This window comes from Rhodococcus sp. DMU2021 (genome assembly GCF_019641445.1).
GTDB lineage: Bacteria > Actinomycetota > Actinomycetes > Mycobacteriales > Mycobacteriaceae > Rhodococcus > Rhodococcus pyridinivorans.
Genome location: NZ_JAIFKB010000018.1, coordinates 1 through 14,996 on the forward strand (window position 1 = coordinate 1; position 14,996 = coordinate 14,996).

At 67.9% G+C, this 14,996-nt stretch carries 13 protein-coding genes and 2 pseudogenes; 9 read left to right on the plus strand and 6 right to left on the minus strand.

The window, feature by feature from the left end; all coding sequences use genetic code 11:
- The 5 genes and pseudogenes from K3M35_RS20890 to K3M35_RS20910 all read left to right on the plus strand — a co-directional run.
- Positions 1–192: pseudogene (locus K3M35_RS20890) on the plus strand (catechol 1,2-dioxygenase); the annotation flags it as partial.
- Positions 193–343: 151 nt separating this feature from the next.
- Positions 344–1,471 carry a muconate/chloromuconate family cycloisomerase gene (locus K3M35_RS20895; protein WP_006553166.1) on the plus strand — a complete coding sequence of 376 codons (1,128 nt, stop codon included), beginning with the start codon at positions 344–346 and terminating at the stop codon, positions 1,469–1,471.
- A 37-nt stretch (positions 1,472–1,508) separates the two neighbouring features.
- Entirely contained in the window at positions 1,509–1,790 is a 282-nt protein-coding gene (gene catC / locus K3M35_RS20900) for a muconolactone Delta-isomerase (RefSeq protein ID WP_006553167.1), read from the plus strand.
- 34 nt (positions 1,791–1,824) lie between these two features.
- On the plus strand, positions 1,825–2,961 hold the full coding sequence (locus K3M35_RS20905) for an alkaline phosphatase family protein (protein ID WP_006553168.1): 1,137 nt from the start codon (positions 1,825–1,827) through the stop codon (positions 2,959–2,961).
- Between the two features lie 75 nt (positions 2,962–3,036).
- A complete protein-coding gene (locus K3M35_RS20910) occupies positions 3,037–4,005 on the plus strand; it encodes an alpha/beta hydrolase (protein WP_006553169.1) in 969 nt (322 codons plus the stop codon).
- A 4-nt stretch (positions 4,006–4,009) separates the two neighbouring features.
- Here the strand turns inward: K3M35_RS20910 and ygiD are convergent, their stop codons facing one another.
- The gene (gene ygiD / locus K3M35_RS20915; RefSeq protein WP_039584244.1) at positions 4,010–4,852 is read right to left on the minus strand and encodes a 4,5-DOPA dioxygenase extradiol; all 843 of its coding nucleotides are present in this window, start codon (positions 4,850–4,852) and stop codon (positions 4,010–4,012) included.
- Positions 4,853–4,889: 37 nt separating this feature from the next.
- Positions 4,890–5,726, minus strand: coding sequence for an alpha/beta hydrolase (locus tag K3M35_RS20920; RefSeq protein WP_039584243.1), 837 nt, complete (start codon positions 5,724–5,726; stop codon positions 4,890–4,892).
- 128 nt (positions 5,727–5,854) lie between these two features.
- Between K3M35_RS20920 and K3M35_RS20925 the strand changes: the two genes are divergently transcribed.
- The 3 genes and pseudogenes from K3M35_RS20925 to K3M35_RS20935 form a co-directional block, all read left to right on the plus strand.
- Positions 5,855–6,601, plus strand: a complete 747-nt coding sequence (locus K3M35_RS20925; RefSeq protein WP_064852570.1) for a hypothetical protein — start codon at positions 5,855–5,857, stop codon at positions 6,599–6,601.
- A 205-nt stretch (positions 6,602–6,806) separates the two neighbouring features.
- Positions 6,807–8,486, plus strand: coding sequence for an ABC-F family ATP-binding cassette domain-containing protein (locus K3M35_RS20930; RefSeq protein WP_220666938.1), 1,680 nt, complete (start codon positions 6,807–6,809; stop codon positions 8,484–8,486).
- A pseudogene (locus K3M35_RS20935) lies at positions 8,483–9,727 on the plus strand (MFS transporter); the annotation flags it as partial. The gene K3M35_RS20930 and the pseudogene K3M35_RS20935, both read left to right, overlap by 4 nt.
- A 41-nt stretch (positions 9,728–9,768) precedes the next feature.
- On the opposite strand, the gene K3M35_RS26345 reads toward K3M35_RS20935, so the two are convergent.
- From K3M35_RS26345 to K3M35_RS20945, 3 genes are read right to left on the minus strand one after another with little or no spacing between them, the layout of a single operon-like run.
- Positions 9,769–11,121, minus strand: coding sequence for an MFS transporter (locus K3M35_RS26345; RefSeq protein WP_039584239.1), 1,353 nt, complete (start codon positions 11,119–11,121; stop codon positions 9,769–9,771).
- 33 nt (positions 11,122–11,154) lie between these two features.
- Positions 11,155–12,135, minus strand: coding sequence for a PDR/VanB family oxidoreductase (locus tag K3M35_RS20940; RefSeq protein WP_024102345.1), 981 nt, complete (start codon positions 12,133–12,135; stop codon positions 11,155–11,157).
- A gap of 1 nt (position 12,136) precedes the next feature.
- A complete protein-coding gene (locus K3M35_RS20945) occupies positions 12,137–13,252 on the minus strand; it encodes an aromatic ring-hydroxylating dioxygenase subunit alpha (protein WP_220666939.1) in 1,116 nt (371 codons plus the stop codon).
- 129 nt (positions 13,253–13,381) lie between these two features.
- Here K3M35_RS20945 and K3M35_RS20950 point away from each other — a divergent pair, with 129 nt between their 5' ends.
- Positions 13,382–13,969, plus strand: coding sequence for a PadR family transcriptional regulator (locus K3M35_RS20950; RefSeq protein WP_220666940.1), 588 nt, complete (start codon positions 13,382–13,384; stop codon positions 13,967–13,969).
- Positions 13,970–14,064: 95 nt separating this feature from the next.
- On the opposite strand, the gene K3M35_RS20955 is transcribed toward K3M35_RS20950, so the two are convergent.
- Complete coding sequence (locus tag K3M35_RS20955) at positions 14,065–14,961, minus strand: LysR family transcriptional regulator (RefSeq protein ID WP_006553175.1); 897 nt, start codon at positions 14,959–14,961, stop codon at positions 14,065–14,067.
- Positions 14,962–14,996 lie beyond the last annotated feature (35 nt).

A 14,996-nucleotide genomic window follows, 5' to 3' on the forward strand; every position in this document is an offset into this window, starting at 1 on the left:
GCCCACCTGCACCTCATGGTGAAGGCTCCCGGCAAGCGCGCCATCACCACCCAGCTGTACTTCAAGGGCGGCGAGTGGGTCGAGGACGACGTCGCCACGGCCGTCAAGCCCGAGCTCATCCTGGATCCGCAGCCCAACGCCGACGGCATCGACGAAGTGACCTACAACTTCGTACTCGACCCCGAAGCGTGATCCGCACCGCGGAAACCGCCCGATCCGGCCCCCGCGCGCGAGTCGGTTCTGCGTAACGAATGCCGGTGCCCCACTGGGGTACCGGCATTCGTGCTGAATGCAGGGTCGACGTATTCCCCGTCACACCCCGATCCGATTGTGAGCAATTCCGATGTCCGACCCCGATCTGAAGATCGCCTCCGTCACCACGACGATCATCGATGTACCGCTGATCCGACCCCACAAGTTCGCCACCACCACCGCCGAAGCGCAGCCGATCCTGCTCGTCGCGGTGACCACCGAGGGCGGCGTCACCGGTTACGGTGAAGGCGTCGTGCCGGGCGGGCCGTGGTGGGGCGGCGAATCGGTCGAGACGATGCAGCAGATCGTCGATCGCTACATCGGGCCCTACATCATCGGACGCGGAGTCGACGAGATCAGTGGCGTCATGGTCGATATCGAGCGCATCGTCGCCAACGCGCGATTCGCGAAGGCCGCCGTCGACGTCGCGATGCACGACGCGTGGGGACGCGCGCTGGGTGTGCCGGTCGCGTCGCTGCTCGGCGGTGCCTTCCGGACCGGCGTCGACGTGCGGTGGGCGCTCGGCGCCGCGCCGCTCGAAGAGATCGTCGAGGAGGTCACCCACAAGCGTGAGCAGCGTCTGAACTACTCCTTCAAGCTCAAGATGGGTGCGCTCGACCCGGCAGTCGACACCGATCGTGTCGTCAAGATCGTCGAGGCGTTCGGCGGCGAGGTCGGATTCAGCATCGACGTCAACGCCCGCTGGGACCGTTTCACCGCGCTGCGCCACGTCCCGCAGCTCGTCGACGGTGGAGTCGAACTCATCGAACAGCCCACTCCCGCAGATCAACTCGACGTGCTCGCCGAGATCAACCGACGCGTCTCGGCGCCGGTGATGGCCGACGAGTCCGTGCAGACCCCGCACGACGCGTACGAGGTGGCCAAGCTCGGCGCCGCCGACGTCGTCGCGCTCAAGACCACCAAGTGCGGCGGACTGCAGCGCAGCAAGCAGGTCGTCGCCGTCGCGAAGGCGGCCGGCCTGCGGTGCCACGGTGCGACCTCCATCGAAGGCCCCATCGGGACCGCCGCGTCCGTCCACTTCGCCTGCGCCGAACCGGGGATCGACTACGGCACCGAACTGTTCGGTCCACAGTTGTTCGCCGTCGAACTGCTGCAGGAGCCGCTCGACTACTCCGAGGGCCAGGTGCACCTGCCCGAGGGGCCGGGACTCGGCGTCGAACTCGACATGGACGTCGTGAAGAAGTACGCGCGTTCCTGATTCGCGCTCTCGTCAGAACAGAAGAAGGAGAAACATCATGGCACTGTTCCACGTTCGGATGGACGTCGACATCCCCCGCGATCTGGACCCCGACGTGCGCGCCGAGACCGTCGCGAAGGAGAAGGCCTACAGCCAGGATCTCCAGCGCCAGGGCAAGTGGCGGGAGATCTGGCGGATCGTCGGCCAGTACAGCAACATCTCGATCTTCGACGTCGAGTCGGCCGACGAATTGCACGAGATCCTGTGGAACCTGCCGTTGTTCCCCTACATGAACATCGAGGTCATGCCGCTGACGAAGCACGGCTCCGACATCAAGTGACCCTCGGCGCAGGCGAGTGGCTCATACTCGGGTTATGAGCCTGCCACTGCGCGACGTCTACGCCGAGCCGACCCTCGCCGACCTGATGCCTTCGGTGCTCTCGTCCGCGGGGGTCGCCGGTGAGACCAACCGACTCGATCTCACTCCCGTCGATCACACCGTCGTCCTACTCGTCGACGGGATGGGATGGGAGCTGCTGCAGCGCAACGCGAAAGCCGCTCCGTACCTGACGCAGGCGCCGGGCAGCCCGATGCGTGCCGGCTTCCCGACGACCACCGCCGTCAGCCTCGCTTCCCTCGGGACGGGGCTGCCGTCCGGCCTCCACGGCATCACCGGTTACCAGTCGTACGTCGACGAGATCGAGGCCCCGGTCAACTGGCTCCGCTGGACCCTCGCCGGAACCGCGATCGACCAGCGCGACGATCTTGTACCCGAGACCGTGCAGCCCCACCCGACGGTGTTCGAACGCGGCCGCGAGGCGGGCCTGACCGTCACCACCGTCGTGCCGAATGCCTTCGAGGGCAGCGGCCTCACCCGGGCCGTGCTGCGCGGCGGCAACTTCGTCGGGGTCTCCGCCTACGGCGATCTGCTCGCCCAGGTCGTCGCCGCGGTGAGCGCCGGCGACCGCAGCCTCGTCTACTGCTACATCGGCGAGGTCGACACCCTCGGACACGTCTACGGACCGGAGTCCGCGGCGTGGCTCGCGCAACTCACGGTGGTCGATCGTTTCGTCGAGCAACTCGCCGACGCGCTGCCGACCGGCACCCGCCTGCTCGTCACCGCCGATCACGGCATGGTCGACGCCTCGCGGGGTCGCCGCATCGACTTCGACCACACCCCGGGTCTCGGTGAGGACGTCACCGTCATCGCCGGGGAACCGCGGTGCCGCCACATCTACACCTACCACGTCGACCGGGTCCTCGAACGCTGGCGCAACGAACTCGGCGACCACGCGTGGGTCGGCACCCGCGACGACGCGTTCGCGGCGTGCCTGTTCGGATCCGATCCCGATCCGGCGCTGGCCAAACGGATCGGCGACATCGTGGCCGTCGGACGCGGCGAATCGACGGTGATCCGCAGCGACGGCGAGCAGGTCATGTCGAACCTTCCCGGGCAGCACGGGGCGTTGACCGACGAGGAACTGCTCGTGCCGCTGCTGCGGATCGGGTGACGCGTTCGAGGTCCGGGGCCGCCGGGTGTCGGAACTCTCGATGCCTGAGACGTATCGGTCACATAGTGTGTGCACATGCGTACCGATGCGGTGACCTGGCACGACCGCAGCAGTAGGGTCGCGCTGATCCTCCTGTGGGTGGTCCGGATCCTCTTCAAGCCGATTCTGAGTCTCTGGCCGAGCAACGACTTCGGCATCGCCGTGCTCGGCCGGCTGTCGTGGGTGGTCGACAGGATCACGCCCACGCCGCGCGCCGTGCACGTCACGCAGACCGAACTCGGCGGAGTGCCCGGTGAGCGGATCATCTCCCCGAAGCCGGTCGACGATCCGCTCGACGACGCCACCATCCTCTACTTCCACGGCGGCGGCTTCATCTTCTGCGGCCCGTCCACCCACCGTCAGCTGTGCGTGCAGCTCGCGCTCGATTCCGGTGCCCCGGTGTACTCGATGGACTACCGGCAGGTGCCCGCGGTGCCGATCGCAGGTTCGGTGCAGGACGCGATGAACGCGTACACCGCTCTGCTCGAGGTGGCCGACGATCCCACGCGCATCGTCGTCGGCGGCGACTCGGCCGGCGGTTATCTCGCGGCGAAGGTCGCCGAACTCGCCGCGCGTCGCGGCATCCAGCGACCGGCCGCGGTGATCGGGTACTCGCCGCTGCTCAACCTCGACCTAGACAAGCACGACCCGAAGTACATGGCGAGGGACGCCTACCTGCCCATCAAGGCACTCGGGAAGATCAGTCCGCGCTGGTTCGCCGGGGAAGAGGCGATCGAGGGCGAGACGAACCCTGTCGACGCCGATCCGGCGCTGTTCCCTCCCATGTTCATGTGCGCCGCCGAATACGAGCTGACCAGGCCGGACGTGGAGATCATGACCGAACGACTCGCGTCGGCGGGACGCACCGTGGAGACACATCTGTGGCGCGGGCAGATCCACGCGTGGCCGGTCCTGGCCCGCGCGATCCCCGAAGCCATGGAACTGATCGGGCTCAGCACCCGGTTCGCGCGACGCGCGATCGTCGCAGTGGACGACGCCGCCTGAACGCTCACAGGTTGGTGTCGGGCGGCTCCGGGCTCTCGGGCAGTCCGGCACCGTGGCCGTCCCCGTCGCGCGGCGGACAGTTCCCGCCGACGGCGTAGGACGTCATCGACAGCGATCCGTATTCGACACCGTCGACGAGGGTCTCCGGTTGCTCCCCGGACTCGGCGGCCAGACCCGCGACGTACAGCAACGGCAGGAAATGATCGGGGGTCGGCACCGCGTGGCGGTAATCGGGGTGCTCACCCAGCGCCGCGGCGTCACCGGGACGGTCGCGCAGAACGGCGAAGGCATCCTCGTCGAATCGGTGCGCCCAGTCGAATCCCGCGCCCGGGCGTCGCGGATCCAGCGTGCCGAGGTTGTGGACGACGTTGCCGCTCGCGACGATCAACACCCCGCGATCGCGGAGTCCGGCGAGACGGGCTCCGAGTTCGACGTGATAGTCGAGCGGCTTGTAGGCGTTGAGGCTGAGCTGTACCACCGGGACATCCGCCTCCGGGAAGGCGTGGGTGAGCACCGACCAGGTGCCGTGGTCGATACCCCACGAGTCGACGTCGGCACCCACCCACGTCGGGTGGACGAGGTCGGCGATCTCCTCCGCCAGTTCCGGAGCACCGGGCGCCGGATACTCGACGTCGAACAACTCCTGCGGGAACCCGAAGAAGTCGTGGATCGTGCGCGGCGACCGCATCGCGGTCACCGCGGTGGCGTTGATGAACCAGTGGGCGGAGATCGCCAGGATCGCGCGGGGCGTCGGCACGGATCGCCCGAACGCCGCCCAGGCCTGCGTGTACCGATTCGATTCGAGCGCGTTGAGCGGACTGCCGTGGCCGACGAACGCGACCGGCATGCGTGACGACACGCCCTCTCCTTCCGGTTGTCGAGCCTCAGTTGTCGAGTCGTGTCTTCAACCAGGCCGTCAGGTCGTCGAGCACGCGGTCCTTCTCCGGCTCGTTGAACACCTCGTGGTACAGCCCGTCGTACAACTTCAGCGTCAAGTCCTTCGAACCCGCACGGTCGGCGATGAGCTGCGACCCGGCCGGATCGGCGAGCGCATCGGCGGTTCCGTGCATGACGAGCAACGGCAGCCTCAGGTTCGGGAGGCGCCGCTCGAGGCTCTGCTCGTTGAGCACCAGCACCCGCGCGAGTCCGGCGGGCACGAGACCGTGGTGCACGAGCGGATCGGCGTCGTACGCCGCGACCACCGCGGGATCGCGCGAGACCGCTTTGCTGTCGAACTGCTGCACCGGCACACCCGGCAGGAAACGTCCGATCAGCTTGCCGATCTCCACGACCGGCTTCGGTGTGCCCGACGTGACGATCACCGCCGGCCCCGACAACACGAGCGCGTCGAGCCGGTCCTGATGGTCGAGCGCGTAGGCCAGAGCGATCGCACCGCCCATCGAGTGACCGAGCATGAAGACCGGCAGGCCGGGATGCGCATGGGTCGCCAGATCGATCAGGCTGTCCAGGTCATCGGTGAACTCGCGCATCTCCCGGGCGCGCACACGCTTGCCGCCCGACCGTCCGTGACCGCGGTGGTCGGGGGCGTAAACGACGAGGCCGAGATCGGTGAGCCGCGCGACGACGTGGTCGTAGCGACGTGCGTGCTCACCCAGCCCGTGGCTGAGGATCAGCACGCCGGTAGGGGCCTCCGGCAACCACACGTCGTACACGATCGGGATCGCGCCGACGCCGGTGAACGACGATTCGGTGTGCTCCATGAGCGCCTCCTGCGGCCTCGTCGACAGATGTTCCTCGCATCTTCGCACGAGTACCGGCTCGGAGGCTTGTGTCCGGCCGGAGACAGAGGCACGCTCGAAAGAAGGGGGTGCGACCAAGGAGACCTGTGATGGAAACCGAGATCACCGAGATCGCTCCGGATGTCTACCGCGTGTCCACATTTCTCGACGCGGCGAACCTGACGATGAACCAGTTCCTCGTGGACGGTGACGAGCCTCTGCTGTTCCATACCGGATATCGGGCGTTGTTCCCGTCGGTGTCGGAGGCGATAGCACGGTTGATACCGCTGGATCGGTTGCGGTGGATCACCTTCGGGCACGTCGAGGCCGACGAGTGCGGATCGATGAACTCCTGGCTCGAAGTGGCGCCGGCGGCGGAGGTCGCCCACGGTGCGATGGGTTGTTTCGTCCAGGTCGCCGATCTTGCGGATCGTCCACCGCATCCCCTGCAGGACGGGGACGTCCTGGCCACCGGGCGCCGTCGGGTGCGGCACATCGACACCCCGCACGTTCCACACGGATGGGATGCAGGTCTGATGTTCGAGGAAACGACATCCACCCTGTTGTGCGGTGATCTGTTCACGGCGTTCGGTAGATATCCGGCACGGACGACGAGCGAGATCGTCGGCCCCGCTCTGCAGGCGGAGGACCTGGGTCGCGCGACGTGCCTGACCCCCGAACTCGGACCCACCATCCGCGCACTCGCGGACCTGCACCCGAGCACTCTCGCACCCATGCACGCCCCGGCCTACGAGGGTGATTGCGCCGCGACCCTCGAGGAACTTGCTGCGGCATACGAGGAACGGTTCGCCGCCGAGGCGGACGTGCGCCGTGGCCGAGGACCGAAATCCGATTGACGGTGCTCGGGCGCTCGGTACCCTGGAGATCATGATCCAGGCGCTCTACTTCCACTGACGACACCCCCTCCGCGGCTCGGGACGTCCTCCGAGATCGCGGTTCGAGCCGTACCCGAATACGGCCGAGTGTCCGGCCGTTCGTCAGCGAGCGCATCCTCCCACCCGTGATCCGGGGACGAGTGCGCCTCCGCACGGAGGAAACCACATGACCATCAGCATCACCATGCCCCGGCGCTCTCGCGCCCAACTCGGCGCCGTCGACGTCCACCTCGCCCGCGACGGTCATCCCGTCCTGCGCGGCGTCGACCTCGCGGTCACGCCGGGCTCCCGGCTGGGCGTCGTCGGGGAGAACGGGCGCGGCAAGTCCACGCTGCTGCACGTCCTTGCCGGCCGCCTCGAACCGGACTCGGGGACGGTGCGTCGGTTCGGCTCGTTCGGTATCGCCGAGCAGGAGATGACCGTCGCCGAGGGGCGCACCGTCGGCGATCTCGTCGACATCGAGCTGGCGCACGTCCGCGCCGCGCTGCGGGCGCTCGACGAGAGCACCGCAGCACTCGCCGACGAACGTCCGGGCGCCGCCGACGCGTACGCCGACGCCCTCGAGATCGCCGAGCAACTCGACGCGTGGGACGCCGACCGTCGCGTCGACACCGCCCTCGAAGCGCTCGGCGCCGTCACCGACCGCTCGCGACCGCTGGCGGAGATGTCGGTCGGGCAGCGCTACCGCGTGCGCCTGGCCGCACTGCTCGGCGCCGAACACGATTTCCTGTTGCTCGACGAGCCGACCAACCATCTCGACGCATCGGGGCTCGACTATCTCACCGAACGCCTGCAGCAGACCCGCAGCGGCGTGGTCCTCGTCAGCCACGACCGCGCCCTGTTGACCGACGTCGCCACGTCGATCCTCGACCTGAACCCGAGCCGCGACGGTCGTCCACGCCTGTACGGCGGGGGATACGCCGGCTTCCGGACGGGACGCGAGGCCGAATATGCCCATTGGGTGAGCGAATACGCCCGTGAGCAGGCCGAGCGGGCCCGGCTGGAATCGGACCTCGAGTCCGCGCAGGATCGGCTCGTCACCGGCTGGCGGCCGGAGAAGGGCACCGGCAAGCACCAGCGTGCCACCCGCGCGCCGGCGCTCGTGCAGTCGGTGCACCGCCGTCAGGAAGCGCTGGACGACCATGCCGTGGCGGTACCGGTACCGCCGCTGCAGTTCTCCATGCCTGCGCTCGGCGCGGAGGCCGACGGGATCGACCCGGACACACCCTTGGTGCGCGTCGAGGACGTCATGGTGCGCGGCCGACTCGACCGTCCGGTCGATCTGGCCGTCCTCGCCGGTTCGCGGCTCGTCATCACCGGACCCAACGGCGCCGGCAAGTCGACGCTGCTCGCGGTCCTGGCCGGCGAGGTCGAACCGACGGCGGGAACCCGCGAGAGTGATCCCGTCGTACGGATCGGCCGGCTCGCCCAGGAGTCGCCGGCACCGTCGGCGGCGCGGGTACAGCAGGTCTACGACGCGCACGTCGGCGAACTGATCGTCGCCGGCCTCGTCCCCGACCAGGGAGCCGTCGATCTCGACGAACTCGGACTGTTCACCGAACGTGACCTCGGCAAGCGGGTCCGAGACCTGTCGATGGGCCAGCAACGACGCCTCGACCTGGCGATGGTTCTCGCCGCGCGACCGCACGTGCTGCTGCTCGACGAGCCCACCAACCACCTGTCGATCACGTTGGTCGACGAACTGACCGACGCCCTGGGGGCGACCGACGCCGCGGTCGCCGTGGCCACCCACGACCGGCAGATGCGACGCGACATCGCCCACTGGCCGCATCTGGCGCTGGGATCGGCCCCGAAGGAATGCACCCGGAAAGGACCGAAGCCATGAACGCTCGGGTGCGCGCACTGGCACCCCTGCGGCACCGCGACTACCGCCTGCTGATCGGTGCCGTCGCGGCGGAATTGTTCGCGGCCGGGATGTGGACGGTCGTGATGGTCTTCCAGGTGATCGCTATCCGCGACACCCCGACCGCCCTGTCGATGGTCGCGGCGTGCCTGAGCGCCGGCCTGCTCGCGTTCGCGCTCGTGGGCGGGATCGCGGCCGACCGGTTGCCGAAACGGGCCGTGCTGGTCGCGGTGCAGGCGGTGAACCTCGTGACGGTTTCTCTCGTGACGGCCCTGGCGCTCTCCGACGCGATAGCGCTGTGGCACATGGCGGTTGCGTCGGCGGTGCTGGGCGCGGGCACGGCGTTCTTCTTCCCCACCTACACCGCGCTGTTGCCGAATGTGTTGCCCGCGGAGGAACTTCTCGCCGCGAACGGGATGGAGGGCGCGCTGCGACCGACCCTCCAGCAGGGCGCCGGACCGGCCGTGGCCGGAATGGTGGTCGGGGCGTTCATCCCGGCGACGGGCGCGTTCATCGTCGCCGCCTTCCACGCGTGTGCGCTCGTGTTGTTGTTGTGCGTGCGCGTCCCCCGGGAACGGATGGAAGAGACCGAGTCGCAGGAGAAGACGAGTGTGCTCGCCGATCTGAAGGAAGGCATCTCCTTCACGATCACCACACCGTGGCTGTTGTGGACCCTGATCGCCGCGTGCGTCATGACCTTCGTCGTCATGGGGCCGGTCGAGGTGTTGCTGCCGTTCATCACCCGCGAATTGTTCGACAACGGGGAGCAACGGTTCGGCACGATCCTCGCGGCCTTCGGTGTGGGTGGAGCCCTGGGGTCGTTGGCGGTGTCGTCGCGACCTCTGCCGCGTCGCTACCTGACCATCATGCTGATGTGCTGGGGTGTGGGAACTCTGCCGTTGGCCGTCTTCGCCTTCACGACGTCGTTCACGGTCATGATCATCGCGACGTTCGTCATCGGATTCGCCGACGCGGCGGGCATGGTCCTGTGGGGGACCCTGCTACAGAGGCGCGTACCGCTCGGCATGATCGGCCGGGTGGCGAGCCTGGACTTCTTCGTCTCGCTCGCCCTCATGCCGGTGTCGATCGCGGTAACAGGTCCGCTGTCCACGGTGGTGCCGCGGTGGGTGCTGTTCACCGTGGCTGGTGTGGCACCGCTGGTGCTGATGCTGATCGCGCTCGTCGCCGGGCGGATGTTCGCGGACGAGATCGCGAACCCCCTGGACACCGGCAACGAGCGCGTCGACATCGTGGTGGAACCGGCTCAGCGTGCCGAGTCGGTGGAGACGGCGGCAGGCACCGCCTCGGACGAGGCGTCCGCCGAGTGTGCCGGGCGCAGCGCGAACAGTGCCACTGCGGCGAGCACGACCACGCCGGCCACTCCGAAGTAGAGCTGTTCGGGCGTCCATCCCGCATCGAGGAGCACACCGGCCGCGGTCGGTGCGAGGATGGCACCCGCTCGGCCGATACCGATGGCGGAACCGACGCCGGTGGCCCGCACCTGCGGTCCGTAGAGGGACGGCGCGAGGGTGTACAGGCCGGCGATGCACCCGTTGATGAGTCCGCCGATCAGGATGCCGAGTGCGAACGCCAGCGTCAGCGTCGAGATCGACATGATGAAGACGGTCATGGTCGCGGCGGCGGCGATGGTGAAGGTGAGCAGGACCGACCGGGTGGCCCAGCGGCTGGCGAACACTCCGAAGAGCACCGAACCGACGGTGCCGCCGAGGGTGAGCATCATGCCCGCCGTGGCGCTCTGGTCCTTCGTGAGACCGGCGGTCTCCAGCAGCGACGGCGTCCACGAGTTGACGAAGTAGAAACCGAACATGGTGGCGAAGAAGGCCGCCCAGAGCAGCACCGTCGAGCGGGTGTTGCTTCCGGAGAACAGGTCCGAGATCCGTCCTGCCCGCGGTGCCGCCTTGTCGGCGGAACGGGCGAGCGCCGGGACGGGGCTCTGGCCGATGCGTCGCGCGATGGTGTTGATCCGGTCGAGATCGCCTGCGCGTCCCCGGCTGGTGAGGAAGTCCAGGGATTCGGGCAGCAGGACGACGAGGAGGGCGAGTGCCAGGCCGGTGAGGACGGCGCCGGTGACGAAGACTGCACGCCAACCGTATCCGCTCTGCAGACCGACGGCGGCCATGCCGCCGATCGTGGCACCTACACCGTATCCGGCGGTGTAGATGCTGATGGCCAGACCACGCCAGCGGGCCGACGAGTATTCGCTCGCGATGACGGTGGTGCAGGCGAGGACGCCGCCGATACCGAGTCCGGTGATGACCCGCCAGATGCCGAGTTCCCACGCCGATCCGGCGCTCGCGGACAGGCCCATGCCGGCGGTGGCGAGTGCGACCGACATCAGGATCAGGGGCCGTCGGCCGATCCGGTCGGCCATCGGGGCGAGAGCGAGAGCGCCGACGGCCATGCCGATCAGACCCGCGCTGAGCAGCACGCCGAGTTCCGATCCGCCGAGGCCGAAGTCGCTGCCGATGCTCTTGGCGGTGAACGCCAGGGCCATGACGTCGAATCCGTCGAGGATGTTCAGCACGACGCACAGGGCGACGACCATCCATTGGTAGGGATGCATCGGCGAGGCGTCGATGCGTGCGCGAAGATCCATCGTGTTTCCTCGTGGTGTGAAAATGCGCGGTTGTCAGGGAAGGTCGAGCGTGACGACACCCGTCGTCGATCGGGGCGATGCCGAATCGCGCACCACGCGTGACACGCAGGCGCACATCCGACGCGAGGAGCGCTTCTGCTCCTCGCTGAAGAAGACATCGCGGTGGTCGACGCGACCGTCGAGCGAGGCGACGGAGACCTCGCACAGGCCGCATTCGCCCTTGCGGCAGTCGAACATCATGTCGACGCCGGCACGCCGGAGGGCGTCGAGCATCGATTCGTCGGAACCGACGGTGGTGGTGACGTCGAGTTCGGGCACGGTGACCGTGAACTCCTCGGCGTCGAACCATCCACTGTTGCCGAAGGTCTCGTAGCGGAGGTTCGGCATCGGCAGGTCGCGGTCGTGCCACCGGCGCCGCACGGCGTCCATCAGGCGGATCGGACCGCACATGTACAGCTCGGTGGTGTGATCGACGCCGTCGACGAGCGCGGCGACGTCCAATCCTGTTCCCTCGTCGTCGATGTGGACGTCGAGACGGTCGCTGTGGAGGGCTTCGAGTTCGGGCAGGAAGGCCATCGCGGAACGGCTGCGACCGACGTACACGAAGCGGTAGTCGGCACCGAGGCGGCGGAGCACGGCTCCCATCGCGCGGACGGCGGTGATGCCGATGCCGCCGGCGAGCAGGACGTAGCGCGGTGCGCCGACCCGCAGCGGGAAGTTCTGGAGCGGCTCGGTGATCTCGAGTTCGTCGCCGGGACACAGCGAGTGCATGTACTCGGAGCCGCCGCGCGAGGTGGGGGAGCGGTGGACGCCGAGTGTGAGGCGACCGTCCGGACCACCCGCCGCGAGGGAGTACGAACGCGTGTCGCCAGAGGGGAGACGCACGTCGATGTGGGCGCCTGGTTCGACGCGGTGGGCGGTGTCGGCGGCGAGGGTGATCTCGGCGATCGAATCGGCGGCCCGCTCGACACTCACGACTCGGGCCCGCTGCCAACGGATCTGGTTGTTGCTCATGTCAGTGGGCTCCCTCGGGAACGGCGGTGGCCGAGGTGAGGTTCCGCTCCGCTTCGACCATGCGCTGGATCAGGCGTCGCACCCACATGCCGCCGGCGTCGATGTTGAGGTTGTAGAACTCGTGATCCGGGTTCGCCTCGATGGCCTTCTGCTGCGCGGTGAGCATCGCCTCGTCCTCACCGAACACGCCGTGCACGCCGTCGCGCAGCTGCGTGGTGATGAGCTGGCTGTCGAGGCGGTAGTTGCGCATGAACGCCCAGAAGTAGAGGGCGGTGCTCTCGTCGACGGGGGAGATGGTGTTCATGACGAAGCCGTTGACGCCCTGGCTGCGGTCGCCCTCGGGAGCACCGGTGCCGGCCTTGGCCACACCGACGTCGATGCGGATCGTGGACGGTGCCTGGAACTCGATGATCTGCCAGCGGTCGACCTTGCCCTTGAAGCCGGGGAACTTGTCGCGCATGTTCTTGAGCCAGAACGGCGGTGCGTCGATGTCGTGCATCCAGCGGGTGACCGTGACGGTGCGGTCGTCGTGGGTGACGACGAAGTCGGACTCGCTCAGCTCGTCCTGGCCGATGGACGACGAGTGCACGAACTCCTCGTGGGTGAGGTCCATGAGGTTGTCGAGGACGAGCTGGTAGTTGGCCTGCACGTCGATCGTGCGTCCGTCGCCCGCCCAGTCGGGGGAGTCCATCTGGAACATGTCCGGGATGAGATCGGGATCGGCCTGCGTCGGGTCGCCCGGCCAGACCCACACGAAGCGGTGCCGCTCGACGACGGGATAGGACGCCACCATCGCGGACGGGTTGATCGTCTGCTGGGCGGGCATGTGTGTGCAGCGACCTGCGGAGTTGTACTGAAGACCGTGGTAGGGGCACTGGATGCCCTCGCTACCGATGAGCTTGCCCATCGACAGCGGCGCGAGGCGGTGCCAGCAGGCGTCGGCGAGGGCGACGGGACGGCCCTCCTCGGTGCGGTAGAGGGCCATCGGCTTGCCGGCGATGGTGCGGGCGAGGATCTCGCGGCGACCCACCTCGTGATCCCAGGCGACGACGTACCAGGCGTCGAGCGGGTAGGCCATGTTCTTCGCGGTCGCCCCGGTGGGGCCGAGATCGGTCATGTCGGATCCTCCGAACACTGAGGGTGAAATAACTATCTACATAGATAGTCGGTGAGCTGGAGCACACACTATCTATCGATATAGTTATTCGCAAGGGTGGAATACTCGCCCGAGGAAAGGTGGTGGTCCATGAGCCTGCGATACGCGCTGCTCGCGTTGCTCACCGCCGAGCCTCTGACCGGCTACGACGCGGCGAAACGGTTCGGCGGGTCGGTCGGGCACGTCTGGCATGCGCCCGACTCGCAGATCTACCCCGAACTACGCCGGATGGAGCGCGAGGGCCTCGTCGAGGGCGAACAGGTGCGCTGGGGTCCCAACAGCACCAAGACCCGGTACTCGATCACCGGGGAGGGCGTCCGGGCCTTCCGCGAATGGATGTCCACCCCGCTGGACTACGCCCCGGTGCGCGACGCCGCCCACATGCGCGCGGCCTACTTCGAATGGACCGACCCGGACAGCGCTCGCGAGTGCCTGGAACGGCACATCGATCACTACGCCGAACAGATCGCCCAGTGGACCACGGTGCGCGATGCGATCCTCGACCTCAGCAACGCGACCATCGCGCGACGCGTGCAGAAGTATCCGGCCGAGGACCACGAGCGGATCATCGCGTTCAAGGCGTTCGCGTACGACGGTCTCATCGGCCGGGGCGAGGCCGAGATCGCGTGGGCACGTCAGGGCCTCGAACTCCTCGACAAGCTGTCGCCGCGCAACTGAGGCGCCCCGGGACCGCAGCGACGCGCGAACTGGTCAGCGGAGCGCGGAATTGCACGCACCGATGACCGTTTCGCGCTCCGACGTGTGCGATCGGATCACGGCGTGCTGTCCGTCGGCGGCACGATCGAATGGGCGAGCGCCCGCATGAGGAACTCGAGTTCGGGATTGGGCGTCGCGTTGCTCCGCACCACCCCGCACACCGGAACCTGCAGCCGGTGGTGGATCTCGCGCATGAACTTCAGCCCCTTGCGGGGTGTGTCGGCCGCGGTGCCGGCGTAGAGCACGGTCCACGCCCTCGGGTTGGTGAGCACCTCGAGAGTCGCGGTGTGGTCGCTCGCGATCGGAGGTCCGAGGCGCACGCGACGACCGACCTCGACGAAGGCGTCCTCGACCACGCGGTGCAACAGCACCTGGCTGCCGCGCGGCGGTAGCAGCAGCGGGTAGTGGGCGAGGTCGCCGAGATCGACGGTGGAGAACGCCGACAGCGGGTGCTCGCTCGACGTGACGATGACGAGCTCTTCGATGCCGAGACGGATCGCCTCGAGCCCCGGGCGGTCGACGTCGCCGCGGATGAGTGCGAGATCGGCATCCCCGGACGCGACGGCGTTGACGCGGTCGGTGAAGTCCTTGATGACGAACTCCACGTCGATCTTGGGGTGACGTTCGCGGACGCTGGAGATGGCGTCGAGGCTCTGCGCCGCGAAGCTCATGTTCGCCGTGATGCGGATGCTCTCCCGCGGTTCGTGGCCCACTTCCAGGGCCTTCGCCTCGAGGCTGAGCACCTCGGCGGCGATCGGCATCAGGCGTCGGCCGGCCGAGGTGAGCTTGACCGAACGGGTGGTGCGGTCGAACAGGGTGGTGCCCAGTTCGTGCTCGAGCTTCGCGATCTGATGGCTGATCGCCGACTGCGAGATGAAGCAGCGCTGGGCAGCACGGGAGAAGCTGCCCTCCTCGCCGACGGCGAAGAAGTAGCGCAACTGACGGAAATCCATGGCTCCTCCCGGGAACGTGCCATCCGCATTTATGA